Source organism: Arenibacter antarcticus (assembly GCF_041320605.1).
GTDB classification, from domain to species: domain Bacteria; phylum Bacteroidota; class Bacteroidia; order Flavobacteriales; family Flavobacteriaceae; genus Arenibacter; species Arenibacter antarcticus.
Window position 1 is genome coordinate 3,196,121 of record NZ_CP166679.1, and the last position, 24,008, is coordinate 3,220,128.

Annotated in this window: 24 protein-coding genes and 1 tRNA gene; 10 read left to right on the plus strand and 15 right to left on the minus strand. The window is 36.7% G+C overall.

Annotation, left to right across the window (positions count from 1 at the left end):
- Nucleotides 1–76: 76 nt before the first annotated feature.
- Both KCTC52924_RS13225 and KCTC52924_RS13230 read right to left on the minus strand, forming a co-directional pair.
- Nucleotides 77–994 (minus strand): sugar phosphate isomerase/epimerase, encoded by a 918-nt coding sequence (locus KCTC52924_RS13225; RefSeq protein ID WP_251806538.1) that lies wholly within the window; start codon nt 992–994, stop codon nt 77–79.
- Between the two features lie 68 nt (nt 995–1,062).
- Nucleotides 1,063–1,296, minus strand: a complete 234-nt coding sequence (locus tag KCTC52924_RS13230; protein ID WP_376787800.1) for an NrtR DNA-binding winged helix domain-containing protein — start codon at nt 1,294–1,296, stop codon at nt 1,063–1,065.
- Between the two features lie 306 nt (nt 1,297–1,602).
- Between KCTC52924_RS13230 and KCTC52924_RS13235 the strand changes: the two genes are divergently transcribed.
- Nucleotides 1,603–2,856, plus strand: a complete 1,254-nt coding sequence (locus KCTC52924_RS13235; protein WP_251806539.1) for a sialidase family protein — start codon at nt 1,603–1,605, stop codon at nt 2,854–2,856.
- A 158-nt stretch (nt 2,857–3,014) separates the two neighbouring features.
- Here the strand turns inward: KCTC52924_RS13235 and KCTC52924_RS13240 are convergent, their stop codons facing one another.
- The 4 genes from KCTC52924_RS13240 to KCTC52924_RS13255 form a co-directional block, all read right to left on the minus strand.
- Nucleotides 3,015–4,394, minus strand: coding sequence for an NAD(P)(+) transhydrogenase (Re/Si-specific) subunit beta (locus KCTC52924_RS13240; protein ID WP_251806540.1), 1,380 nt, complete (start codon nt 4,392–4,394; stop codon nt 3,015–3,017).
- Complete coding sequence (locus tag KCTC52924_RS13245) at nt 4,394–4,702, minus strand: NAD(P) transhydrogenase subunit alpha (RefSeq protein ID WP_353057471.1); 309 nt, start codon at nt 4,700–4,702, stop codon at nt 4,394–4,396. Before KCTC52924_RS13245 ends, KCTC52924_RS13240 begins: the two co-directional genes overlap by 1 nt.
- A 12-nt stretch (nt 4,703–4,714) precedes the next feature.
- On the minus strand, nt 4,715–5,815 hold the full coding sequence (locus KCTC52924_RS13250; protein WP_251806542.1) for a Re/Si-specific NAD(P)(+) transhydrogenase subunit alpha: 1,101 nt from the start codon (nt 5,813–5,815) through the stop codon (nt 4,715–4,717).
- A gap of 472 nt (nt 5,816–6,287) precedes the next feature.
- Nucleotides 6,288–7,130, minus strand: coding sequence for an AraC family transcriptional regulator (locus KCTC52924_RS13255; protein ID WP_251806543.1), 843 nt, complete (start codon nt 7,128–7,130; stop codon nt 6,288–6,290).
- A gap of 229 nt (nt 7,131–7,359) precedes the next feature.
- On the opposite strand from KCTC52924_RS13255, the gene hxlB reads away from it, so the two are divergent.
- Nucleotides 7,360–7,953 (plus strand): 6-phospho-3-hexuloisomerase, encoded by a 594-nt coding sequence (gene hxlB / locus KCTC52924_RS13260; RefSeq protein WP_251806544.1) that lies wholly within the window; start codon nt 7,360–7,362, stop codon nt 7,951–7,953.
- A gap of 48 nt (nt 7,954–8,001) precedes the next feature.
- The gene (gene hxlA, locus KCTC52924_RS13265) at nt 8,002–8,631 is read left to right on the plus strand and encodes a 3-hexulose-6-phosphate synthase (protein WP_251806545.1); all 630 of its coding nucleotides are present in this window, start codon (nt 8,002–8,004) and stop codon (nt 8,629–8,631) included.
- A gap of 225 nt (nt 8,632–8,856) precedes the next feature.
- Here hxlA and KCTC52924_RS13270 read toward each other — a convergent pair whose 3' ends face one another.
- The 3 genes from KCTC52924_RS13270 to KCTC52924_RS13280 all read right to left on the minus strand — a co-directional run bounded on the left by KCTC52924_RS13270 (nt 8,857) and on the right by KCTC52924_RS13280 (nt 12,363).
- A complete protein-coding gene (locus KCTC52924_RS13270) occupies nt 8,857–9,699 on the minus strand; it encodes a universal stress protein (RefSeq protein ID WP_251806546.1) in 843 nt (280 codons plus the stop codon).
- Between the two features lie 94 nt (nt 9,700–9,793).
- The gene (locus KCTC52924_RS13275; protein ID WP_251806547.1) at nt 9,794–10,846 is read right to left on the minus strand and encodes a response regulator; all 1,053 of its coding nucleotides are present in this window, start codon (nt 10,844–10,846) and stop codon (nt 9,794–9,796) included.
- On the minus strand, nt 10,843–12,363 hold the full coding sequence (locus KCTC52924_RS13280) for a PAS domain-containing sensor histidine kinase (protein WP_251806548.1): 1,521 nt from the start codon (nt 12,361–12,363) through the stop codon (nt 10,843–10,845). The genes KCTC52924_RS13275 and KCTC52924_RS13280 overlap by 4 nt, the downstream gene beginning before the upstream one ends.
- Before the next feature lie 289 nt (nt 12,364–12,652).
- Between KCTC52924_RS13280 and KCTC52924_RS13285 the strand changes: the two genes are divergently transcribed.
- Entirely contained in the window at nt 12,653–13,741 is a 1,089-nt protein-coding gene (locus tag KCTC52924_RS13285; RefSeq protein ID WP_251806549.1) for a site-2 protease family protein, read from the plus strand.
- A 119-nt stretch (nt 13,742–13,860) separates the two neighbouring features.
- Nucleotides 13,861–14,256 carry a hypothetical protein gene (locus KCTC52924_RS13290; RefSeq protein ID WP_251806550.1) on the plus strand — a complete coding sequence of 132 codons (396 nt, stop codon included), beginning with the start codon at nt 13,861–13,863 and terminating at the stop codon, nt 14,254–14,256.
- 75 nt (nt 14,257–14,331) lie between these two features.
- On the opposite strand, the gene KCTC52924_RS13295 is transcribed toward KCTC52924_RS13290, so the two are convergent.
- Entirely contained in the window at nt 14,332–15,096 is a 765-nt protein-coding gene (locus KCTC52924_RS13295) for an exodeoxyribonuclease III (protein ID WP_251806551.1), read from the minus strand.
- Between the two features lie 423 nt (nt 15,097–15,519).
- On the opposite strand from KCTC52924_RS13295, the gene KCTC52924_RS13300 reads away from it, so the two are divergent.
- Nucleotides 15,520–16,506, plus strand: a complete 987-nt coding sequence (locus KCTC52924_RS13300; RefSeq protein WP_251806552.1) for a bile acid:sodium symporter family protein — start codon at nt 15,520–15,522, stop codon at nt 16,504–16,506.
- Nucleotides 16,507–16,834: 328 nt separating this feature from the next.
- The gene (locus KCTC52924_RS13305; RefSeq protein ID WP_251806553.1) at nt 16,835–17,734 is read left to right on the plus strand and encodes a DMT family transporter; all 900 of its coding nucleotides are present in this window, start codon (nt 16,835–16,837) and stop codon (nt 17,732–17,734) included.
- Nucleotides 17,735–17,857: 123 nt separating this feature from the next.
- On the opposite strand, the gene KCTC52924_RS13310 is transcribed toward KCTC52924_RS13305, so the two are convergent.
- The 5 genes from KCTC52924_RS13310 to KCTC52924_RS13330 form a co-directional block, all read right to left on the minus strand.
- Nucleotides 17,858–18,451 (minus strand): TlpA disulfide reductase family protein, encoded by a 594-nt coding sequence (locus KCTC52924_RS13310; protein ID WP_251806554.1) that lies wholly within the window; start codon nt 18,449–18,451, stop codon nt 17,858–17,860.
- A 47-nt stretch (nt 18,452–18,498) separates the two neighbouring features.
- A complete protein-coding gene (locus KCTC52924_RS13315; protein WP_251806555.1) occupies nt 18,499–18,915 on the minus strand; it encodes a sulfur reduction protein DsrE in 417 nt (138 codons plus the stop codon).
- Between the two features lie 65 nt (nt 18,916–18,980).
- Nucleotides 18,981–19,397 carry a sulfur reduction protein DsrE gene (locus tag KCTC52924_RS13320; RefSeq protein ID WP_251806556.1) on the minus strand — a complete coding sequence of 139 codons (417 nt, stop codon included), beginning with the start codon at nt 19,395–19,397 and terminating at the stop codon, nt 18,981–18,983.
- Entirely contained in the window at nt 19,394–19,804 is a 411-nt protein-coding gene (locus KCTC52924_RS13325) for a DoxX family membrane protein (protein ID WP_251806557.1), read from the minus strand. Before KCTC52924_RS13325 ends, KCTC52924_RS13320 begins: the two co-directional genes overlap by 4 nt.
- Before the next feature lie 117 nt (nt 19,805–19,921).
- Nucleotides 19,922–20,320 carry a hypothetical protein gene (locus tag KCTC52924_RS13330; protein WP_251806558.1) on the minus strand — a complete coding sequence of 133 codons (399 nt, stop codon included), beginning with the start codon at nt 20,318–20,320 and terminating at the stop codon, nt 19,922–19,924.
- Between the two features lie 529 nt (nt 20,321–20,849).
- Here KCTC52924_RS13330 and KCTC52924_RS13335 point away from each other — a divergent pair.
- The 3 genes from KCTC52924_RS13335 to KCTC52924_RS13345 all read left to right on the plus strand — a co-directional run bounded on the left by KCTC52924_RS13335 (nt 20,850) and on the right by KCTC52924_RS13345 (nt 23,921).
- Entirely contained in the window at nt 20,850–22,271 is a 1,422-nt protein-coding gene (locus KCTC52924_RS13335; protein WP_251806559.1) for an SDR family oxidoreductase, read from the plus strand.
- 339 nt (nt 22,272–22,610) lie between these two features.
- Nucleotides 22,611–22,826, plus strand: coding sequence for a hypothetical protein (locus tag KCTC52924_RS13340; protein WP_251806560.1), 216 nt, complete (start codon nt 22,611–22,613; stop codon nt 22,824–22,826).
- 1,021 nt (nt 22,827–23,847) lie between these two features.
- Nucleotides 23,848–23,921, plus strand: a tRNA-Pro gene (locus KCTC52924_RS13345).
- Nucleotides 23,922–24,008: the final 87 nt, after the last annotated feature.

Below are 24,008 nucleotides of genomic sequence, written 5' to 3' on the forward strand. Positions count from 1 at the left end.
TTAATCATCCCAAACCATATAAAATGGAAAACTAAAGTTAACAAAAGACAAATTAATGGTGTAGGATTGGAAAGGACTATTTAAATCCGATTTCCTTCAAACCTTCATGGCTTATTTTGATGGCCTTAAGAGGTTCTAGTCCGTCAAAGGTCATATCCTGCTCCACCATATAATATTCCATTCCCGACAATTCTTTTTTATTGAGAATACGTTTAAAATCGATATTACCTTTTCCAACAGGAGCAAATCGGCCTTGATCGTCCATATCCTTAACATGCCATATTTTAAAGCGTCCCGGATATTTTTCAAAATAAGCGATTGGATCCGCCCCAGCTTTGGTTACCCAATACAGGTCCATCTGAAAGTTGACAAATTCGGGATTGCAATGTTCTAATAAATAGTCGATAGTTACGATGCCGTCCACGTCTTTTTTGAATTCAAAATCGTGGTTGTGGTACAATAATTTCAGACCCGATGCATTTGCTTTTTCACCCAAAATGTCGAGAATTTTGGCCAAATTGGCTGCCCCACCGCTCATACTCATACTCCTTGTTGCTTGATCGAATTTAAAAAGTCCCATTGGTGGTACCGGAATTACAAAATATTCAAATCCAGCGGCCTTGACATCGGCCATCATCGATTCTGCATTTTCTAGGGTTACGGAACCTTGATGGGCACTGATAGGGCTTAGGCCCAATTCTGCTAAGTAGCTTTTAAAATCCGCAGGAGACATATTGTAGAACTTTCCATCGGCGTACCCAGCGGATTCTATATTCTTGTAACCTGCAGCTGCAACAGCTTTGAGGGTCGATTTTGCATCTGTTCCCATTTCATTTCGAACCGTATAGAGCGCCAAACCACCGTAATTCTGGACCTCTTTAACTTCATTTTCGGTTGTTTCTGTAACCGCTTTTGCTTTACTTGTCCCTTCTTTACAAGAAAGAAACAAACTAAGTGCTAGTGCTAAAATTGTAATTGGAATTAATTTCTTCATGGTTATTTAGTTTAAAATTTCATTAAAGTTGTCGCTACTGATTTTTCATTAACAAGAATAGAAAATAATTATAACTTTTCTGTATGTAGTTCGACTGTTTTTGACTTGAAACCATAAAGATAAGGCACTTTGTGTGCCCCTTCGCAAAATAATTTTTCACCCCGGATAAGAATTTCCTTGGACAGCATTTTTTGCTGAAAATTAGTGCGACTCAATTTTTCGTCTAGTACGGCTTCATATAATTTTCGCAATTTTTTATTGTGATTTTTTGAGGTAGTAGTTTCATGCCTTTCAAATTTCAAACACTTGATTTTATAAAAGGTTAAATAGCGTTTTTTAGCAGATTCTCCCTTTCCATTTTTTTTGATGTTTTCAGCTTACTGATCCTCGCAGTTATATTTACTAATTTTCTATCGCTACCTAGATAGGGTTTTGCTAATGAATTGGTTATGAGTGATTTTTTTGAACATAAAGCGTAATTCCCCATGTTTGTGTCCAAATTTAACATATCTTTTTATCAAGAAAAATACGACTAAAACCGTTTTAAAATAACACTAACTGTAGGCGCCACTCTTTTAGGACACTACTAAATTCGATAAACAATTATTATGCATCATAAAATATTAACATTCAGTTTATTAGGCTTAATATTTGTTCTTGCCGTGCAATGTACAGATAGGAATTCAACCAAATCAAGTCCAGTAGTAAAAACAGAAAGCACTTTAATTGCAATAAATGAAAAGCCTCAATTTTTGGGAGATAGTACTCTAGGTATTCGAAAAATTAAGGATATTGTCATCTATAAAGATTCTTTGTTTTTCTCGACATTTCCATCGGTAATAACACGACCGGACGGAGAAGTACTAGTGTCCTTTCGGCGAGCACCGGATCGTAAAATATTTGGAGAATCTGGATCCAACCATGTAGATCCTAATAGTTATTTGGTAATGGTTACCTCTAGTGACAATGGGGAATCATGGACGAAAAATCCCGAATTAATTTACTCCCATCCTTTTGGAGGGTCCCAAGATCCCTGTTTGTTACAATTGAAGGACGGAACGCTTCTTTGTGCAAGTTATGGATGGGCTTTTGTTAGACCAGATGGTATTTCAAATGTAAAGCAACCTAAATTAGTTATTAGTTCAGGAGTCACTTTTTTAGGAGGCTATTTGGTTCGTTCCTCTGATGGTGGAAAAACATGGGGCGATGTTATTTATCCACCACATATAGAACCAGAAATATTTAATGATGCATTTGGCGCTCCGTTGGCAGCATATAATAGAGGAGCATTATATGAGGCTAACGATGGTAGGATTTTATGGATAGTTGCTGCTCATGATACTCCCACTAAAACCTCAAATCATCTTATTGCCTCAAAAGATAAAGGATTTACCTGGGATTATATTTCTCCAGTAGCAAAAGACAGCATTGTAACATTTAATGAGGCATCTATAATTGAAACACCTAAAGGCGATCTTGTAGGTTTTTTAAGAACAGCTAATTTTGATGATCAAGCGGTCATCTCTCGTTCAACAGATGGTGGTAAAACATTTATATGGGAATCCATGGGTTTCCAAGGACATCCTTTAAATGCATTCCGACTAAAGGATAATAGAGTTTTGCTGACCTATGGATACCGCCATAAACCATATGGGATCCGTGCCCGAATTCTAAATGCGGAATGTACGGATTTTGCAACAGCTCCTGAGATTGTACTTCGAGATGATGGTGGTACTACAGATATAGGTTATACATGGCCAACCCAATTAGAAGATGGCCGTGTATTAGTAGTTTACTATTTTAATCAAGAAAATGGCACCCGCCATATTGCTGGCACTATTTTGGACATACAACCTAAATAGAATAATAGCTGACGGGGTTTCTAGACATATTGTATTCAACAACTATCGAGGAATAAGATTGAGCTGCACGTTCAGGATTTCAACGATACACAACTTGACATTAAAAATAGCATTCTGAACCTATTGAGGGCTAAAGTAAGAGGGGTTGTGATTTGTAATTACATGTTTTTCAATTCGGCCACCAAATCTGTCAACGCTGCCTTAGCGTCGCCGAAAAGCATGGAGGTTTTGGAATTATAGAATAATTCATTCTCTATCCCAGCATAACCTGCGTTCATACCGCGTTTGTTTACGATGATATGTTTGGCATTTTCCACATCTAAAATTGGCATACCGTAAATGGGACTTTCTGGATTGTTGTGTGCTGCTGGGTTAACAACATCATTCGCTCCAACAACCAATACTATATCGGTATTGCTAAACTGGGGATTAATATCTTCCATTTCAACCAGCATATTGTATTCCACATTGGATTCGGCCAATAACACATTCATATGACCCGGCATACGCCCTGCAACAGGATGGATGGCATATTTTACATTTACTCCCTTTTTTGTCAGCAACTCTTCCAGCTCATGAATTACATGTTGTGCCTGAGCAACTGCCAACCCATATCCAGGAACAATAACCACATTTTTCGAGTAATTCATCATTATAGCTGCATCGCTGGGGTTGGTACTCTTTATAGACCCTAAGGCCTTATTCTCACCTGCAGTTAAAGCTGCTCCACCAAAAGCGCCAAAAATAACGGAACCCAAGGTCCTATTCATGGCCTTGCACATGGCTACCGTAAGAATAATACCAGCAGAACCGACTAATATACCCCCTACGAGCATCACCATATTAGTATATAAAATCCCTGTTATGGCGGCGGCAATACCCGTCAAAGAGTTCAATAAAGAGATTACTACTGGCATATCTGCGCCGCCAATGGGAAGCACAAATAGAATTCCATAGATCAGGCCTGAGCCCAATAGGGCATACAACAATAGCTGACTATCTACGCCAGTGGTGACCATAAATGCCGAAAATATGACAATTCCAATAATTATAATGTTGTTTATGATGTTGTAGTAGGGTATCCTTACCACACTTTTAAGTGAACCATTCAGTTTGCCCCAGGCAATTAAACTACCGGAAAAAGTAATGGCCCCAATTATAATTGCAGAAATTATAGTTGTAGACTGAGTAGCGTGGTTTACATTTTTACCGTATTCCACCAATCCGATCAGTGCTGCACTGGCACCACCAAAACCATTGAACAAAGAGACCAGTTCAGGCATTTTCGTCATTTCTACCTTTATTGCGATTAGCCAGCCAATTATGGAGCCGATGAGAATTGCCACCCCAATAAGGATATAAATTAAAGGCGATACCTGCTGTCCATGAACAAATACGGTTCCTATAATGGCCAATCCCATACCGGAGGCGGCAATTAAGTTTCCTTTTTTTGCCGTTTCTGGGTGTCCCAACATTTTTAGACCAACTATAAATGTAACGGTAGCGATTAGATATATAATATTCAATAAAATCTCCATTATTTTTTTCTTTTAAACATTTGTAACATTCTATCGGTAACCGCAAACCCACCTACTACATTTACGACTCCTAAGACCACTGCAACGAAGCCCAATGACAATGCTACATAATCGGTTGGGTCTGCATGCAACATCACTAAAATAGCTCCCACTATTACAACGCCGCTCAAGGCATTTGCGCCAGACATCAATGGTGTATGCAAAACTGCCGGAATGCTTTTTATTACCTCTATCCCAACAAATATCGCTAGGATAAGGATATACGTAATCTGTAGATTGTTCTCTATAAATTCCCAAAGCTCATTCATCATGTATTTATTTTAATTTTTTCTAATAGTTCCATTTTGAACGATCAGGGTCTCATCCGTAATTTCTTCATCCAAATCCCATTTAAAATTGGTCCCTTCGGTTAAATGTTTAATATAGTTGTAGATATTTTTCGCATATAAATCACTGGCATTTGTGGAAACGCTTCGTGGATCAATACTGGTGCCAATCACCTTTACTCCATTTTTGACAATGGTCTTATTTATCTGACTAACTTCACAGTTTCCTCCCTGAGCAGCTGCCAGATCTATGATTACTGCACCATTTTTCATTTGCAATACCTGTTCTTCTGTAATTAAAATTGGTGCTTTTCTACCGGGAATATTAGCTGTGGTAATGACTAAGTCTGCTTGGAACAAGGATTTGTTTACCGCTTCTTTTTGTCTTTTCAGGTAGTCTGTTGAGGCTTCCTTGGCATAACCTCCTTCTGATTCCTCGCCCTCATTGTCTACCGAGATAAATTTTGCCCCAAGGGATTCTGCTTGCTCCTTGGTTTCGGATCTTATGTCCGTGGCTTCTACTACAGCCCCTAGGCGCTTGGCAGTTGCAATAGCTTGCAAACCAGCAACTCCAATACCGTAGATCAATACTCTTGCGGGGGCTATGGTTCCTGCTGATGTCATCATTAAAGGGAAGATCTTGGTCATTTCAAAGGCTCCCAAAATCACGGCTTTATAACCCGCAAGATTGTTTTGCGAACTCAACACATCCATATCCTGAGCCCTGGAAATCCTTGGAATGGCATCCATGGAAAAAGCCGTGACGCCTTTATTGGCAATGGCCTGGATAAGTTCGGGGTTCGACTTATGGTACAATTTGCTGATTAAAATCTGCCCTTTATCTACCAACTTTAAATCTTCCTCGTCAAATGGGTTGATTTTTAGTAGTATATCGGCTTCATGGAAAACGACTCCTCTCTTTTCTACAGCTACCTCAACATTGGTATAATCCGAATCTTTAAAGGAAGAGTACTCACCCGCACCTTCCTCCACAAGAATTTCAAATCCTGAGGCAATTAATTGTTTAGCAATGTTTGGTGTAATGGCAACCCGTCTTTCACCATCCAAAGTTTCTTTTAATATACCTATTTTCATTTTGGTTAATCGTTTGGTTAAAAATTATTAAAAAGCCTCAAAACTAACGAATAGTTAAAATATTTAAGGTCTGTTGTAAGAAAGAATACAATTTTCATCTTAATTGTGTGATAATTTGCAACAAGGTGATTTTGCTATACGCTTTCTCCTTCTTAGTATGATTTTATGTTCCGCTTTTTTAATGAGTATCCCTTGTGTCTATTAAATACCTCAATATTAGAAATGATATAGATTTATGCGATCCTGTACGGTCCGACATTTAGCTATAGGGCTATGAAATAAATTTTTGCCGTTTCCATAGTCAGGTCTAGCCTAGATATTGCGCTGGCTGAAGGTGTAGAAGGTCAACTGGCTTTAAGGGTGACTAGCCCTAAAACAAAAAATCCGATCACAATTGTGATCGAATTTTTTGTTTTAACCGTGTGTTTATGAAGTTTGCAAACCAAAAAATAATCCTCTAAATAAAATTAGCTTAACTATATAAGGTGTTGTCATGTGAAATTACATGCTTTTTCACGTTGTTTTGAAATTCTTGTGGGGTTTGATCGGAATGGGTTTTAAAAAACCGACTAAAATAAGAGTGGTCATTAAACCCTAAGTTATAAGCTATTTCTTTAATAGTGTTTTCGCTATGTATAATTTGTCTTTTAGCTTCTTGTATTAATCGATCATGAATTATTTGAACAGCTGTTTTATCTAATTTATCCTTCAGTATTTGGTTTAAGCGCTTGGCACTAATACCTAGTAGTTCTGCATAAAAGTCAGCATTTCGTTTTTCCTGATAATTGTCCTCAAGTAACAGCATAAACTCATATACTCGCTTTTCATTGATATCCTGTAAAGTGAAATGTTGTTCCTTTAACTGTATCAATTTCAATAAAAATACTTTTAAGAGCGCTTTTAGCATAATTAAATTGATGGTCTCCTTATTGTATTCCTCTTCCAATAACTGATATACATCTTCCAGTCCTTTGGAGGTCTCTTCATTTACTTGCATACATGAGAACTCTCCTTGGACATTAAACATTCTAAAGACATCTAATAAAAATTCCTTTAAGTCTCCTTCCAATAAATCTTGTTTAAAGGAAATAAGAACTCCGTTTTTACCTGCTTTGTTTAATTGATGAACCCGATAGGGAGGTATCAAGTATATCCAATCTCCTTTTAAGGTTTGAAAATCGTGTTGAGGCACATGAAGAGCATCCTCGTTCCGTAACCAAACAATTTCATAAAAATCCCTTCTAGCAGGATCATTTAAATAAGCAGGTGGACAATTGCCTAAATTTTTAATATATAAAACCTTATCACTAAGCATAAGAACCGTTTTTTAACTGAAAAACAGAAGTCATTTTTTAGGTCTTAAGTCGACTAAAAAAGAGATGGTTTCCAAAATGTACCACAAAAATAGGAAATAATACCAGCACTTTTGGAGAAATGGGCAAATTGTACTACACAACTATCAAATTGTGTAATTAGAGAAGGGGATGCTTGCTGTATCTTTGCATCGTAGTTTGATTGTCATAAAGATTTCAAATTAAAAAGTTATGGAAAACACATTTACAATTGAAGCAACAGAGGGGACGCGATTAGTAGCAACAGCAATGCAAACCATTATGAATGAGCATCATAAGTTGATGGCTAGTATTAAATCCAATGAAATTGCTGCTTTGATACCAGCAATAAACAAGGCCAATACTATTTTTTTAATGGGTGCAGGACGTACCGGTCTCATGATGAAAGCTTCGGCCATGCGTTTAATGCATTTAGGGTATAAGGTTTATGTGGTAGGTGAAACTACAACTCCAGCTATCATCGAGGGTGATTTGTTAATAGCAGGATCAGGATCTGGTACAACCGGTGGAATTGTAAGGGCTGCAGAATCGGCTAAGAAAATCGGAGCAAGCGTCATTTGTTTTACAACAAGTATGGCTTCACCATTGGCAACCTTGGCAGATTATACGGTTACCATACCTGCAGCACAAAAAGAGGCACGAGACGAAGATGTTTCTAAGCAATATGCTGGGAGTCTTTTTGAGCAATCGCTTTTATTGAGCTTTGATGCTCTGATACAAGCCCTTTGGGAATTGGATGGCAGTACAGCTTCAGAATTATGGAAGCGACATGCCAATATGGAATAATCAATAACAAAAGAGTAATTAAAATAGAACAATTTAAATATAAATATTATGGTAAAATTACAAGTAGCAATCGATTTTTTAAAAATAGAGGATGCAATTGCATTGGCAACAAAAGTGGCTCCTTATATAGACATTATTGAATTGGGGACCCCACTTATTAAAAGTGAAGGTTTAGCTGGAATTAGAAAGATGAAAGATGCCTTCCCAGATAAATTGGTTCTAGCCGATTTTAAAACTGCTGATGCAGGGGAATTAGAGGCTAATATGGCTTTTGGAGCAGGTGCTGATTATGTTACCATTTTGGGAACTTCAGGTGATTCAACCATTATTGGAGCGGTAAAAGCTGCAAAAGAACATGGTAAAGGTGTTGTTGTAGATACAATTGGTGTAAAAGACAAAGTAAAACGTGCCCAAGAAGCAATCGCATTAGGTGCCGAGTTTGTTGAATTACATTCAGGTTTGGATGAACAAGCAGAAGAAGGATATTCAATACAAGTATTGATTGATGATGCTGCAAGAGCTGGTGTACCAGTATCTATTGCTGGTGGAGTTAATAGTGGTAGTATTACTGCAGTAAAGCAATCTGGTGCCATAGTAGCAGTTGCAGGAGCAGCTATATACGGAGCGGCAGATCCTGCTAAAGCGGCTAAAGAGTTAAAGGACCTATTGAATGCCTAAGTAACTTTAAGGTTACAAGCATTTGTAAATACATACAGATCCTCATAAATTAATTTTTATGGGGATCTGTCATTTTATAGTCTAGGGGATTAGTTATTTTAGGATCCTTTTATTATCTGCCGTGCGGGGTAATAGGATTCCCATATTGGTTTAAATACTTTATAGGCGTTCTATACTTAACTTCTGAAGATATCCCATCGTCAGCACCTATAACCATTTTAAATCCTATTTCTCATGTAGGATCAATAGGGGAACGGTAGTGTGTAGGCTTACTTGCTTTATGGTAGAATGAAAGAGGAGGTTTTGAAGGAAATTTAGATTTTTAGCGACCATGACCACCATATCCGCTTTGTTGGCGGTGACAAATTTCTGTATGCCAGTTTTAATATTGCTGTCCGCTGTGTTATGGAAACTATATGCATTTTCAAAGGTTTCCTCCAAATATTCCTTAAAATAATTCTTATTATACTCTTGGTCAGGGGTGAGATTAACGTTGTTTCTAACAACATTTAGTACTTGTAATTTGGATTTGGATAGCTGGAGAACCCCTGTAATGGATTCTAAAATGGGATGGGAGAAGAAAATATTGTAATCCGTGGGGAATACTAGGTGCTTAGGAACGCAAATGCTTGCTTTCTCTGGAACCGCCAATATATTGCATACTATTTTAGTAATGATTTCCCCTGTATTACTGCCTACAATGGAAGTTTTTAGACCAGAAGCTCCTTTTGTACCAACGGCAATAAGGTCTATTTTTTTTTTTGCTACTATTTTTCTGATATTGGAAATGAAATTCCCATACTCTTGCATGGCAAAAAAGTGATGTTTTTGGCGTTTAGGCAAATTATCAATACGATTCATTAGCCCATTAAGTTTTAACTTAATAGTAGCGATTTTAATTTTGTTATTGGTTAATTCAAAAGAATTTCCAACTACATCGGTTTGATTAATATCTCCTATATGTAGCAAATAGAAATTGACTGTCTCGTGTTTAAACAACTCTATAGTATAGTTTAAGGCGTTCCATGAGTTTTCCGAGAAGTCTGTAGGTATTAGAATATTTTTCATTGAAAGTATACTTCGCGATAAAAGTATACATACGGAGATTCCTGAATTATGATATTCATCATATCGCGTAATTCCTTACAAAAGTGCCGCCCAATTAATTAATGAATTGTAATGCTTTTAATTCCTTGATTCGAATATTACGTCCTTCAATAGCAATGAGACCTTCTTTTTTAAAACCAGAAAGTGTTCGTATTAGGCTTTCAGTTGCGATACCCGCCACACTTGCTAGGTCGTTCCTGGATATTTTAATGGGATCACCAGTATTTTTATCCATTATTTCTGCAAACTGAAGCAGGGTTTGAGCCGTTTTTTTTCGCACGGAACTATAAGCCATTTGTAGCAGTTGTGCCTTTATTTCGGTAATGTTTCCAGTCAATAGTTCTACAAATTGCAAGGACATATCCATATTGTTTTCCAAGATGGCTTTAAGATCTTTTTTAGATATGCTTATCATTTTTACTGTTTCCATAGCAGTTGCCGATTCCAAGTAGGAAACGTTCTCTGAAAACGAAGTAATGCCTAAAAAGTCATCAGACCTATATAGTGAGGTAATTAGTTCCTTGCCATCTTGATCCATGCTATGGCACTTTACAACACCGTCTACGATAAGGTAAATAAAATTAGATCTATCTCCCTCTTCATATATAATTTCGCCGGGAAGAGAGGTTCCAGATATTCCATTTTCCAGAAAATAGGCTCTAAGTTGGGGCAAGGTTTGTATCTCAGGTTTATTCTCATCTTTAGCCAGGACCCCAACTTCAGAAGAACGCTGCAATAGTGATACCTTGGCCAATCTGCTCTCTATGGCGCTAATTAGGTCTTCTTCCTCAAAGGGTTTTGTTAAATAGTCATCAGCACCCATGGCCATCCCTTTGCGTATTTCTTTGATTTCGGTTTTTGCCGATAGAAAGATAAAAGGAATTTGTTTGGTATTTTCATCGGAAGATAGTTCTTGTAACACCCCGTACCCGTCAATTTCTGGCATCATTATATCACAAACAACAATATCCGGAAGTTGCTCCTTGGCCTTTGCGATTCCTATTCTTCCGTTACATGCCGTAATGACGGAATAGTCAGCTAGTGTTAATAATTCTTCGGTATTTTCACGAAGCGCATTGTCGTCTTCAATTAGTAAGATTCTTTTCATTGGATAGTGGTAATAGGTGTTTTTGGGATAGTTACGGTAAAGTTGGATCCCTTGTTTTCTTCACTAGAGAATTCGAGACTTGCTCCTAAATTTTCTAAATGTTGTTTAGCTATATTAAGCCCAATCCCAGTACCTTGGGTTAATAGTGCATTTTCTGCCCTGAAATAACGATTAAAAATGTGCTTTTGTTCCTCCTTTGGAATTCCAATACCCTTATCCATGATATTGATGACTATATTGTTGTCTACCTTCTTGATCTTTAGGTCTATGCTCGTATTTTCAGGAGAATATTTAATGGCATTGTTCACCAAATTGGACAAGGCCAATTCTAGGGTTTTTGGGTCAAATTGGACAATAAGATCATCAATGTCTTCGGGGTAATTTATTTTTTGACCTGTTTTAAGTAGCATATTGGCGTCATATACCACTTCGTTGACTACTTTGCTCAACGGAAAAGTTTCTAACTTATAATTTTCATTACCCGACTCCAATCTTTCCACGGAAAGGAAGTCATTGAGAATTGCATCCAGGTATTTTACTTTATTTCGGATAGTGGTTACATGCTTGTCCCGTTTTTCCTGTTGTTCTGTCTGCGTGTATTTGCCTAATAAAGTGATAGACGTAAGAATACTGCTCAAAGGTGTTTTAAATTCGTGGGAAACCAAGGATAGAAACCTGGTTTTTAGTTCATTTAGTTCTTTTTCTTTGGCTAATGCTTCAGTTAGCTGTTTGGTGCGCTCATCTACTTTCTTTTCTAGTTTTTCTGTATAACTTTTCTGTTCTGTGATATCAAGGATTATGGCTACAAAAACCTCAGTTTCACCCTTTGCGGATAATTGAAGATTTACTTCTACAGGGTAAATGGTTCTATTCTTTCTCTGGTGGGTGGTCTCAAATTTAATCTTCGAGTTTTTGTCTAACAGTATGGGATCAATCAATTGTAAAAATTCGGTTCGATCCATCTCCGGTTTTATATCAATCGGAGTCATGGTTTGTAATTCCTCTAAGGAATACCCCAAATTGCGCTGTGCCTCTTTGTTTACATTGATAAAATTAAATGACTGGGCATTGAAAACATATATTTCGTTTAAGGATTCATCAAATATTCGGAACCAATGACTTAATTCTTTTTCTTTTATTTTTCGTTCGGTAATATCTATGATTAGGGCCATGACGAAGGTTTCTCCGTTCATTTCAAACGGATTAAGACCTACCTCTACTGGGAACTCCTGCCCGTTTTTACGAATACCATGTAGATCCCGTCCGCGGCCCATTTGACGCTTTTTACTTTGACGTGCAAATTCGGTGACATGTTGGTCATGGCCTTTATGATACCTGCGGGGAATTAATAAATCCAAGGATTGCCCTATAAGGTGATCCTTTTTATATAAGAACATTTCTTCTGTTGCGGAATTGGCCGCAACAATAACCTGCTCTTTATTTACGACGATAATACCCTCGGAAATCCCTTCCGATATCAAATTAAAAATACTGCTGTTAGGGAGAAAGAATTGCATAAGCCAAAAATATAAATTTTAAAATGATTTTTGTCATATAAATCGTTTCTTATGCCAACTATGGGTTGCAAAAAATGACTAATTTCAAAAATGGAACGGAAATATATTATTCAGGTGCCCTTGGTAGGCAACAAAGCTCTGGGATTAAGGTTGCGTGGTGTTTTGTGATATTGGTTGTAGAGTGCTGTGCCTGAGTCCTTTTGATTTTAAAATGGTCCGTTACCAAATATGACAAAGATCATTGCTAATTATGTTCTTTCAAAATATCTTCGTGGAAAAGTGATTTGTGATGAAGGGTACTTTAAAATTAGGAACTGTTTCCGGTATTAAAATCGAGGTACATTGGACATTTACCCTTTTATTGGTATGGGTGGCCTTTATCGAGATTCAAGCCGGTGCCGATATCGGAAGGATATTCCTTAATGAGGCTCTGATCGTGGTCTTGTTTGGGTGTGTGGTACTCCATGAATTGGGTCATGCACTCACTGCTAAAAAATTTAATATCAAAACCAGGAAAATTTTGTTATTGCCTATAGGCGGTGTAGCTAGTTTGGAGAAAATGCCCGAAAAACCGGGGCAAGAATTACTAGTAGCGCTTGCTGGGCCAGCGGTAAATATAGTTATAGCCTTCTTATTGGCGCTTGTAATTCCGCTTAATCATTATTTTAGCCTTAATGCCACGGTTTTAGAGGAATTGCTCTATAAGCCTTCACTTCAAAACTTTCTATTTTATCTTTTTATAGCTAATATAATGTTGGCGTTCTTTAATCTAATTCCCGCGTTTCCGATGGATGGCGGTCGAGTATTAAGGGCTTTGTTGTCCTATAAATTGGGACGTGTGGAGGCTACTAGAATTGCTTCGGGCATTGGTCAGGGCCTTGCTGTGATGTTTTTTGTACTTGGACTTTTCTACAATCCGTTCTTAATATTGATTGCGCTCTTTATTTTCTTTGGGGCATATGCGGAGAATCAAATGGTGAAACAAATCTACTTATTAAAGGACCACTTGGTAAAGGAAGCCACCCTTACCAACATTACTTTGTTAAGTCCGGTAAACTGTGTACAGGAAGTGGTAGATATCTTATTGGCAGGTACGGAAAAGGACTTTGTAGTGGTGGATAAAGGAGAAATCGTGGGAATTGTTGCTTATAAAGATATTATTAAATATGCCAATACCCCCTCTATGTTGGTGAAGGAAATAATGCAGAAAAGCTTTAAAACTGTGGATGCTTCTACAAGCATGACCGAAGTGTTGGAACAGATTGGTAGGGAGAAAATAGGCTTTTACCCTGTCGTTGAAGAAAAAAAACTTATTGGAGCCATTGATAGAGTCAACATCAGCGAGTTTATACTATTAAAGTCGGCTACTTTAAATTAATCACTAAATTTAAGGGAGGGGAATATATTAAGGCAATGCGCTTCCTAAGTTAAAGGTGTCTTTCCCAGTTTTTAATTATATTGATATATTAAGAATTCTAATCTTTTAATACAGTTTCTATGTCAAGTACAGAAGTTAACGAGATGACCAATTCCATATTTGGGGGAGGTTTGGATATCCTTCACCAAGAAAGTAAGGAATGGCTAAATATTATTGCTTTTTGGAATGACGAGTCGAGGTTTTTCGCAGATCTATTGGATAAAAAGGAGCGAAAAGATTCTGAAAAAACACAAATGCTCCTATATTTAGATAAGGTTCACAATGCTCTTTTTCATTATTTGGCCGAGGATATTATGGCTCATGAAAAACATTTGTCAAGATTGGTTAAGGGTGAAAAAGGAATCACTACGGGAGAATATGTTGAAAAACACACGGATTTACGCGAACAAATTCATCTGTTTACAATGGATTTCAAGGAATTCAAAAAAATGATCTTTACCTATGCCAAGGAATAACAATAACGACATAAAACCTATTTCTGAATAGTTTCTAAATGGTCCCATATTTTGTTATGGGGCCAATGTATTTAATTAAAGATCAATCTCCAAACCTACTGGACAATGGTCGGACCCCAATATTTCACCATATATTTTCACCGATTTAATTTTTTCTTTTAAAGACTTGCTTACCAAAAAGTAATCTATTCGCCATCCGGTATTTCGTTCCCTAGCTTTAAATCTATAACTCCAATAGGTGTAGGCAACCGTATCGGGATGTAAGAGACGAAAAGAATCCAGAAACCCAGAATTTAGGAAATTGTCCATACCGTCTATTTCAACTTGAGTATATCCAGCTGTTTTGTTGTAGTTAGCCTTGTCATTCTTTAAATCGATGGGTTTATGGGCCACATTAAAATCCCCACAGGCAATTACCGGTTTGGTCTTTTCTAAATTCTTTAAATAGGCCAGGAAATCGGCATCCCACTGTTTACGATAATCCAATCGGTCCAATTTTTGCCCTGAATTGGGTACATATACATTCACCACATAGAAATCGGGATATTCTGCACATTGAACCCTTCCTTCCATATCGTGTTCCTCAATACCCATATCTTGGGTCGTGTTAATAGATGTTGTCTTGGATAGTAATGCTGTTCCCGAATATCCTTTTTTTACCCCAGAATTAATATTTATCTGATAGTTAGTCAGTGGTAATAATGCCTCCGCTACCTCTTGGTCCTGAGCTTTGGTTTCTTGTAAACAGAGAATGTCTGGGTCGAGGTTAGAAATCGACTCAAAAAAATCCTTTTTAACCGCGGCCCTAATACCGTTAACGTTCCATGTTATAATATTCATAAAATTGAAATTTGTATTTATTTAATATTTGGGCAGAGATCGATTTTATACTTCACAAAATCCATTAATCAGTGCTTTCTTATTCAGAATATAACGCGATGAAATTACGGATTTGCTAGGGTTTTAAAAAATATTAGGAGGCTACTTATTTTATAGGGATGGACATTAGTGGGAGTATAATCGAGAGTATGGGGTAGGAATAATTAGTTCCGAATTTTTGAGGGAAACATCATCCCTTTGCTAACTATTGATTTTACTATGTTGTTTTCTATTAACTTTGACAGCTTAAAAGATAACTATTGGTAACCTAAAAATTCCATGGTTTTTATCGTCCCTTAAAATATGGAGGTTAAAAATTAACGACACTTGGATGGGTTTGAAAGGTGAAATTGGAATATCCATTAGAAACACTGGCATTTACACATGAAAATTAAGATCGATAAGTTTGTCCTGTCCATTATGGCGGTGGTTGGGATTGCCTATTTTTTTCCACAATGGGGCGCGCAAGAAAGTAAAATTCCCATAGATACCATAAGTAATATCGGTATCTCCCTGATTTTCTTTTTTTATGGATTAAAATTGAGTCCAGATAAATTAAAGGCGGGGTTAAAGAATTGGAAGTTGCACGTGCTGGTACATGTTTCTACTTTTTTGCTTTTTCCGTTATTGGTATTGGTTTTTAGACCCATGTTGCAAACTGAGGAGCAAGAATTATTGTGGCTGGCATTCTTTTTTTTAGCGGCCTTACCGTCAACCGTTTCATCTTCTGTAGTAATGGTTTCCATGGCCAAGGGAAATGTTCCTGCTGCAATTTTTAATGCCAGTATTTCCGGAATCATTGGCATAGTCCTTACTCCGTTTTGGATGGGGCTTTTTATACAAGACACCCAAGTAGATTTTGATTTCACCGAAATATATGCCAAACTTATTCTTCAGATCATTCTACCGGTTGTTATTGGGCTTTTTTTACAGCGATTTTGGGGACACTGGGCCCAAAAATATAATAGCAAGCTCACTTTATTTGATAAAGCCATTATTTTGCTAATCATCTATAAAAGTTTTGCAGCATCGTTTGAGGATAATGTTTTTGGATCGGTAACTGTATTGGATTTATTGCTTATTTCTCTAGCGGTACTGGTATTGTTCATTATTGTATATTTCCTTACTGGTTTTGCTGCTATAAAACTTGGATTTAATAAGGAAGATCAAATTGCCGCTCAATTCTGTGGCACCAAAAAATCCTTGGTACACGGCACTGTTTTTTCTAAAATTTTATTTGGGCATATGACGTCTATGGGAGTAATCTTGTTGCCGTTAATGCTATACCATGCCCTTCAAATTTTGATACTAAGTGTTATTGCATCAAAGTTGGCAAATAGGGGAGTGGTGGAACCTAAAAATATGGGATGAGTTCATGTACACCGATTTGGTATGGTTTACACTTCTTTGGTAAGCAGAAAATTTGAATTAGAAAATGCTTAGCTTCCATAACAACTAATAATCAATATTATTTTTAGCGAAATCTAATAATTTAAGTTGGTAAGAAATGGAGAATATTTAACAAATAATTGCATATATAGATACTACTAATTGCGCTAATTTTGTCAATTATTTTTTAGTCGATATTGTAGATGTTATAGAATGGAGTCGATAAGGCCCAGATGTTATGTGATAGTGATTCGGAGGGTTTTCTTTAAGACCGAGGTTTTGCCCGAATAAAAACAATTATTAGTAAGAGATGAACAAAGCGAGGATTGCATTGGCGATAGGGGTGATCTGTATTTCCATTTTCCCCATTTTAGTAAAATTGAACCTTACCCCAGGGGTGATTTCTGCGTTTTATAGAATGGCAATAGCTTCTTCGCTCATAGTACCTTATGTGCTTATCTCCAAAAAGTTTAATATGCCTTCCAAAAAGCTGTTGTTCTCTGCTATTTTATGTGGAGTTATTTTTGGGGCCGATGTTGCAGTTTGGAACGTTGCAATTCAAGAATCTACAGCTACACAAGCAACACTCCTTACCAATTTATCCCCTGTTTGGGTTGGGATTGGGGCATTTTTCTTTTTAAAGGACAAGCCAACTTCCAATTTTTGGATCGGAACTGTTGTGGCTATTATCGGAATGATTCTGTTGGTTGGACTAAATACCTTTATTAATTTGGACTTTGACCTGGCCTTTTGTTTGGCCATTTTATCGGGGATGCTATACGCTGTTTATATGTTATTGAGTAAAAAGATTTTAAATGAAGTGGATGTAGTCACTTTTTTAACCATCAGCGTAGTGTCATCTGCTGTTGGATTAGGAGTTTTAAGCTACCTTATTGGGGAACCTTTTGGAGGTTTTTCCAATGCTGGATGGTTGGTATTGGTGGTGCAAGGAGTAGTCTGCCAGCTTTTAGCATGGTTGCTAATTAGTTATGCCACCAAATATATGCGGGCAACTAGGGTTTCTGTAAGTCTATTGGGACAAGCAGTCATTGCATCCCTATTGGCATGGTTATTTTTAGAGGAATCCATATCCTTGCAAATGATTGTTGGAGGTTTCTTTTTGTTATTTGGTATTCGGATTACTTTTTATCAGAAACAATTGCTCTCCAAAAAAAGGGCGATTAAAGGCGCCTATTCCATTAAACATTAAATAAGGTTGTTCCCCTTTTTAGGGTAAACTGCGAGCGGTAATAGTTGAAACAAATTCAAGTATAATGTTGAAATTAGTACGGGAAGCTTTTTACAAACTTCCCGTATTAATTTTAATTCGAGCTTACTGTAAATCGCGCATAAACTCTGTGAACTTTTTCGTGCTATAATTACCCATTCCTTTATGGGTCAACACCAAATTTCCCTTGGCATCAATTATATAAGTGGTGGGGATACTGTTGGAGTGGTACATTTGAGGAAGAGGGCCATTTGGCGTATAAATTTCAAAATCGTATCCTTTCCTTTCGCTAAAGGATTTTGCTTTTTCAAAACTATCGTCAACAGATAACATGATAAACTCAACATTGTCATCCTTAAGCTCATTATACAATTCATTTATATTGGGCATCTCTGCAATACATGGCGGACACCAAGTGGCCCATACATTGATAAATATGGCTTTTCCTCGAAATTTCTCCAAGGATAAGGATTCTCCTTTGCTATTCACCAAATTTAAACCGAAATCTGCACTCGGGTAGGACGTATCGTTCGAGGCTAAATCCTTTTTATCCACATTAGGATTCATTATTCCCGTAGCTAAAATTCCGCGTTGTGCAAATCCAATAACTTCAGTATGTAGCCCTGTAGTATATAGAATAAGACCCACTGCAATTATTCCGACCCATTGCAATATTTCCTTTTTAATTTTTTTGTTCATGTTTTCTTATTTAGCTATTATGCGCTTTTAGTAATGTATTACTTCAATTAAAGGCTTAATCCCATAACTCCTTTTTTCTGAAGTTGTAAATAATAGGTGAAAGCGTTGGGAACAACTTTAAACTCTTTTGGGATATCCTTTACAGATACATTATAATGATCCAGTGCCATTTTACAGACCACTAGGGTAACATTTGCCTTCTTGGCCTCCATTAAATAGGATTTCATCAACTTTTTATCAGTTAAGGATACTACCTCTTTGCCGTAGATAATAGTTTCGAAACTCCCGAATAAATTCCCATCTTCCTTTAGCAAGGAGGCAGCAGCAAGGGTAATGGGCTTTAATTGTTGAATTTTCGTAGTCAATACAGCATAGTCATTCGCTTTGTTTTCTTGAGCGTTTACAGTGCCACTAAAAATTAAGGTAAGGACTATTAATGATGTTTTTAAGAATGTTGCTTTCATTTGTTTTTGTTTTTTATTCGCGTGCAATTTTATGCGAGACATTAGATAATTATGGATTAATAAATTTATAGGTCTAGGTTTAAATAGCCTTTCTTTAAAAGTTGGAACTGATGTAAGATTCCGTTTTCTACGGTAGTGATTTCCTGAGGAATTTTAGTGCGGTCTACTTTAAATTTGTTAAGAGAAAATCCACAGGCAATCACTTTTATGGGCTTAGATCCAATGCGTTTTAAAATGGGGTCCATGATGTTGGCCTCGGTAATTTCGTGGATAGATTTACCACAGAAAACGATCTGAAATTCTCCGAAATTTTGTGGGTCAGCGATCATTAGCTCCTCTGCGGTTTCTAACGCGCCCGTTAGGGATTTGCTATTTTTTATCAATGCCGTATAATTTGTATTAGGCAATTTGTGCTGGCCCTTTACTTGCAAGGGTAGTATTAGAAATAAACAGACAAGTATCAACAGGGATTTTATCTTCATAATTTTATTTTTTTATTGAATTTATTGGTGTCGTTAAGAATAAAAAAAAGCAAGCCACCAAAAATGGTTATGTTCTTAAATAAGGGGCCTAAAGTACTGGTCTGACCAATTTGAACCGTTATTGTAATGGGAATTAGAATGGCAATAAGTAGTATTGCCGCCCATTTGGTCTTGTAACCGATAAGGAAGACAGCACCTGCAAGAATCATTACTATTCCTGACAATAGGACCAATAGGGTAGGGTCGCCAAAAAAATAGGCGAAGTTTTTAGAGCTCGCTAAGGCTATTCGGTTTACCACCTTATCAGTCTGTAGTAGGTGGTTGAGGCCAGCGATTAAAAATATTCCGCTTACAGTTATTCGCAATAGCTGAATAGAGCGATAATCGACTTCAATCTTATGTTTCATTTAGTTTTTAATAAAAGTGATAAAATAGAGTTGTGTACCGTATTGTTTGATAGATTTTGTGATCAATGGCCAATAGGGATATTTCTAAATATGATTCCAGAAATTTAATGTATGTTTTTAGGCAACTCTTGGAGGAGGGTAATTTTGGCCATGATAAAGACCTTCAATTAAAGGTATACCAAAATTTAATACGGTAGAGAGTGGCTCATATACTACTGGTGCCCAATGGGAAGTCTTAAATTGAAAAGCGGTAACACATGGGGCCACCAAATATATGACTTCGGATATTGATGAGGCTATAATCAACTCAGCTGAATCGAAATTTAAATGTTTATTTTTTTCGCAAAATGGATTCACGTATACTACCTGGTCATTTTCCGCTATCATGGAAAGCATTTTAGCATCCACAACAAGAAATTTTGTCAGGAACAGCATCAGGAGAAAAACAGATATGTATTGGTTTATTTTCATTGAAGAATCAAAAATAGCGAAAACAATAGATCCTAATTGCAACATTTGTTACTTATACGGGTAATCCTTAAAACTTTATGATTTTGCTAACGTATCTGGGGGTGTGGCAGCGCTTTATTAAGTTTATAGCGGTAACTTTTAACAGCTACCACTGTGACCCCTTCAGAAATAAAATTCTACAAGTACTTGCTTTTTAATACTTGTTCGCAGGGAAATTTAAAACTAAGGGACAATACCAATTGTGGAATTATAGGAATCTTGTTTTTGTGAAAATGACTTTAATTGTGGTATATGGTGGATTCGTTTTTAGAACAATATACATTTTTCTATTTTAAACAAAAAACAATAAAAGTAGGTGAAAGTGTTGGGTGTAAATCAATTGCGTTACAAAAAAGAGTGTATGGGTTAACAAAAATGGTGATTTTGCCATGGGTTTCTTTAAGGTTTGTATATATTTAATTTCTATTATTTCGCCAAGAACTTGTATTGGGCCAGTATACAGGATTTTTAGATTATCTCATCTTGTAATAATGGCCCATCAGCATATCTAAATAAAGGGAATAGTGAAATTTACATGAAAATACTCGTTACAGGTGCAACAGGTTATATTGGAAAACGATTAATTCCGTTATTGGTGCAGGATGGGCATCATGTGGTTTGTGCAGTTCGGGATAAACTGCGAGGTGTGAGTAGTTTTCGTGACGAGGAGCATGTTGAGGTTATTGAATCTGATTTTCTTAAACCGGAAACGCTTAGCAATATTCCCAATGATATTGAGGTTGCCTATTATTTAATCCATTCCATGTCCAATGCCTCCAGTGATTTTGAAAAGCTTGAGGAAGAATGTGCACTTAATTTTAAAGCGAGAATTGAAGGTACACAGGTGAAACAGGTGGTGTATTTAAGCGGAATTACCAACGAAAAACAGCTTTCCAAACACCTTCGGTCTAGAAAAAATGTTGAGGATTCCTTAAGCTCTCCCCACTACGGTCTTACTATTTTTAAAGCTGGAATAATTGTGGGTTCCGGAAGCTCATCCTTTGAAATTATTAGGGATTTGGTAGAAAAATTACCGGTAATGATTGCGCCAAAATGGTTGAATACCAAAACCCAACCCTTGGCAGTTAGGGATGTCTTGTCTTTTTTATCCAAAGCTGTCGGTAATAAGCAATTATTTAATGAGACCTATGATATTTTTGGTCCCGAGATATTAACCTATAAGCAAATGTTATTACAGTTTGCGGAGGTGAGGAAATTAAAACGCTATATACTAACGGTTCCAGTGATGACCCCCAAGCTGTCCTCTTACTGGTTGTATTTTGTAACCTCTACTTCTTACAAATTGGCTTCTAATTTGGTTGATAGTATGGGGGTACAGATTGTTGGAAGCCCTAGTAATATCAATGAACTATTAAAGGTAGCACCAATGACTTATAAGGAGGCCGTTGCCTTAGCTTTTGAAAAAATAGAACAGAATAGTATTATTTCTAGTTGGAAAGATTCATTTGTGAGCAGTGGCCGATTAAAAGGTCATTCCCATAAATATGTAAACGTCCCAAAATATGGCTGCTTTACTGATTATAAAGAACGAAAAGTATCCGATGTGCTGAAAACAACCGATAAAATATGGGCTATAGGAGGGTCTACAGGCTGGTATTATGGTACTTTTTTATGGAAAATTCGTGGGTATATAGATAAACTTGTGGGTGGAATTGGCCTACGTAGAGGAAGAACAAGTGAAACCGATTTGGAAGTAGGAGATGCCTTGGATTTTTGGCGGGTTATTTTTGCTGATAGAGCGCAAAGGAAATTGCTTTTATATGCCGAAATGAAATTACCAGGAGAGGCCTGGCTCGAATTTAAAATTGAAGATAATATTCTAAAACAGACCGCAACTTTTAGACCAAGGGGTTTGGCTGGTAGATTCTATTGGTATAGTGTATTACCATTCCACGGATTTATTTTTAAAGGGATGATAGAACGATTGGCATCTTAAAACGGCAGCTAATTAAAATAGAGGGCTTTTGAAATTCCTAAAAGTTGACATATAAGTTATTTTTAACTTAGATTGATAGGATATTATGTTAAATTATAATTAATTACTACATAGAGATGCAAAACCAATTGTAAATTTGGGGGTTTTAGGAAATGTATTTCCTACATTCTTAGGTAAATAGGGATAATGAGTTCCAATTTAGAAATATTGATAAACTGCCAAGGAGATTCAATGAGTTGAACAAGTTATATAGATTTTGGCTTCCTATGGAGTTTTTTTATCGACAAATGGAATTAAACAAAAAATAAAAGATTACTGAATTATTTAAATTGTGATAGTATGGAATTAATTGATAGAGCACTAGAGTTTGAACAAAGAAAAATGAGATCCCTTTCTACAAGCGATCGTGTGGCCTTGTCTCGAGAGGCTAAAGAATTGATTTTGGGATTAAATGAGATTTACAAGAAAGAAAAGGACGCTAGAATAATGGATATTATGAAGCGGTTGACGGTTATAAAACGAAAAATAGAAAAGCGTTTAAAAATTAGAATGTAAGTACTAAAAGGATATATCGGGAGTTGTGGGCGATAAAGAGACAAGCTCGACACTTCGTGACAAATCCCGATATTTTCTCTTAGGTAAATGAAATCTAGGTCACCGTCCCAATCAAAGTCGGACATATTAGAACTGGGATTCTGCTAGAGGTCTATTGGTTGAATGTAGGCTAATATTTTCTCTTTATTCACGCATTACGTCCTCATTAGAAATAAATGAAGATAGCCACATAGATCTCAATTGGACCAGTACCCCATATCCTTAAAGGCATTATTCCCATCCGTATTCTTTTCAACTGCTTATACTAACTATAAGGTCTTCATCCCTATCGTCAGCATTATACACCTATTTCCAATGGTTAAATCGCTCTTTGTATTTGTCTAGTTTTTCTGAAGCAATATAGATACCGGTTAGACAGATATACTCGAATTTCCTCAATCGATGCTCGATCTCAAGACATTCGGTTCTCCTTTCATTTAGAAAACTTAAATATTATGTATCCCATCCTCAATTTCTATGGGTTTATTCAAAATGGGGTTAAGGGATTCATTTCCAGTTATATTCTCAAAAAATTTGTTTCGTAAATAAACTCGTCCGTAAAGGGCCTTGATTTCTATGTCACTGTCCAAGTCGTAATCCTTTAGAATCTGATTTGCCCATAAATAGGGTAGCGGCTAGGTCCGTAGTTTGTATGGTGTCTTTATGATTTAGTCTAATTCGTTGTTCCTGACTGCCTTAACCTTGTGTGTTTCAAGATAAAAAAGGATAGTAGGGGGAAATAATACCTTTCAATTTTGATTTTCTGTTTATTGTTTAAACTGGGTATTTTTATTCAATTGGCGGTTAGGAGGGGTTATTTTAGGATTTTAAGAGAATCTGATAAGCCTTTAATAGAGAAGATATTCAAGGTTTATTTTAATTGTTTGTGTTGAAATTGAGTCGGTTACAATAGAAAGCTTAATTTTTCCTCAGATTCTCTGGTAATTATCATTGAACTTTGTTATTTTTGCAGTCGGATTTTCGGGATGTAGCGCAGCCCGGTAGCGTACACGCCTGGGGGGCGTGGGGTCGCAGGTTCAAATCCTGTCATCCCGACTTTACATTTTCATGTAATTGCATTAAGCTGTTAATCGACTGATTAGCAGCTTTTTGCGTTTTCAGGGGTATCATGAGAAATCACAT

Excerpts from the sequence above, each read along its gene's own strand:
- KCTC52924_RS13255 (WP_251806543.1), bottom strand. The coding sequence starts at position 7,130 with ATGCTTAGTGATAAGGTTTTATATATTAAAAATTTAGGCAATTGTCCA.
- hxlB (WP_251806544.1), top strand. The coding sequence starts at position 7,360 with ATGGAAAACACATTTACAATTGAAGCAACAGAGGGGACGCGATTAGTA.
- KCTC52924_RS13275 (WP_251806547.1), bottom strand. The coding sequence starts at position 10,846 with ATGAAAAGAATCTTACTAATTGAAGACGACAATGCGCTTCGTGAAAAT.
- KCTC52924_RS13300 (WP_251806552.1), top strand. The coding sequence starts at position 15,520 with ATGAAAATTAAGATCGATAAGTTTGTCCTGTCCATTATGGCGGTGGTT.
- KCTC52924_RS13330 (WP_251806558.1), bottom strand. The coding sequence starts at position 20,320 with ATGTTGCAATTAGGATCTATTGTTTTCGCTATTTTTGATTCTTCAATG.
- KCTC52924_RS13325 (WP_251806557.1), bottom strand. The coding sequence starts at position 19,804 with ATGAAACATAAGATTGAAGTCGATTATCGCTCTATTCAGCTATTGCGA.
- hxlA (WP_251806545.1), top strand. The coding sequence starts at position 8,002 with ATGGTAAAATTACAAGTAGCAATCGATTTTTTAAAAATAGAGGATGCA.
- KCTC52924_RS13270 (WP_251806546.1), bottom strand. The coding sequence starts at position 9,699 with ATGAAAAATATTCTAATACCTACAGACTTCTCGGAAAACTCATGGAAC.
- KCTC52924_RS13235 (WP_251806539.1), top strand. The coding sequence starts at position 1,603 with ATGCATCATAAAATATTAACATTCAGTTTATTAGGCTTAATATTTGTT.
- KCTC52924_RS13250 (WP_251806542.1), bottom strand. The coding sequence starts at position 5,815 with ATGAAAATAGGTATATTAAAAGAAACTTTGGATGGTGAAAGACGGGTT.
- KCTC52924_RS13305 (WP_251806553.1), top strand. The coding sequence starts at position 16,835 with ATGAACAAAGCGAGGATTGCATTGGCGATAGGGGTGATCTGTATTTCC.
- KCTC52924_RS13285 (WP_251806549.1), top strand. The coding sequence starts at position 12,653 with ATGAAGGGTACTTTAAAATTAGGAACTGTTTCCGGTATTAAAATCGAG.
- KCTC52924_RS13320 (WP_251806556.1), bottom strand. The coding sequence starts at position 19,397 with ATGAAGATAAAATCCCTGTTGATACTTGTCTGTTTATTTCTAATACTA.
- KCTC52924_RS13290 (WP_251806550.1), top strand. The coding sequence starts at position 13,861 with ATGTCAAGTACAGAAGTTAACGAGATGACCAATTCCATATTTGGGGGA.
- KCTC52924_RS13335 (WP_251806559.1), top strand. The coding sequence starts at position 20,850 with ATGAAAATACTCGTTACAGGTGCAACAGGTTATATTGGAAAACGATTA.
- KCTC52924_RS13225 (WP_251806538.1), bottom strand. The coding sequence starts at position 994 with ATGAAGAAATTAATTCCAATTACAATTTTAGCACTAGCACTTAGTTTG.
- KCTC52924_RS13310 (WP_251806554.1), bottom strand. The coding sequence starts at position 18,451 with ATGAACAAAAAAATTAAAAAGGAAATATTGCAATGGGTCGGAATAATT.
- KCTC52924_RS13280 (WP_251806548.1), bottom strand. The coding sequence starts at position 12,363 with ATGCAATTCTTTCTCCCTAACAGCAGTATTTTTAATTTGATATCGGAA.
- KCTC52924_RS13340 (WP_251806560.1), top strand. The coding sequence starts at position 22,611 with ATGGAATTAATTGATAGAGCACTAGAGTTTGAACAAAGAAAAATGAGA.
- KCTC52924_RS13315 (WP_251806555.1), bottom strand. The coding sequence starts at position 18,915 with ATGAAAGCAACATTCTTAAAAACATCATTAATAGTCCTTACCTTAATT.
- KCTC52924_RS13245 (WP_353057471.1), bottom strand. The coding sequence starts at position 4,702 with ATGAATGAGCTTTGGGAATTTATAGAGAACAATCTACAGATTACGTAT.
- KCTC52924_RS13295 (WP_251806551.1), bottom strand. The coding sequence starts at position 15,096 with ATGAATATTATAACATGGAACGTTAACGGTATTAGGGCCGCGGTTAAA.
- KCTC52924_RS13240 (WP_251806540.1), bottom strand. The coding sequence starts at position 4,394 with ATGGAGATTTTATTGAATATTATATATCTAATCGCTACCGTTACATTT.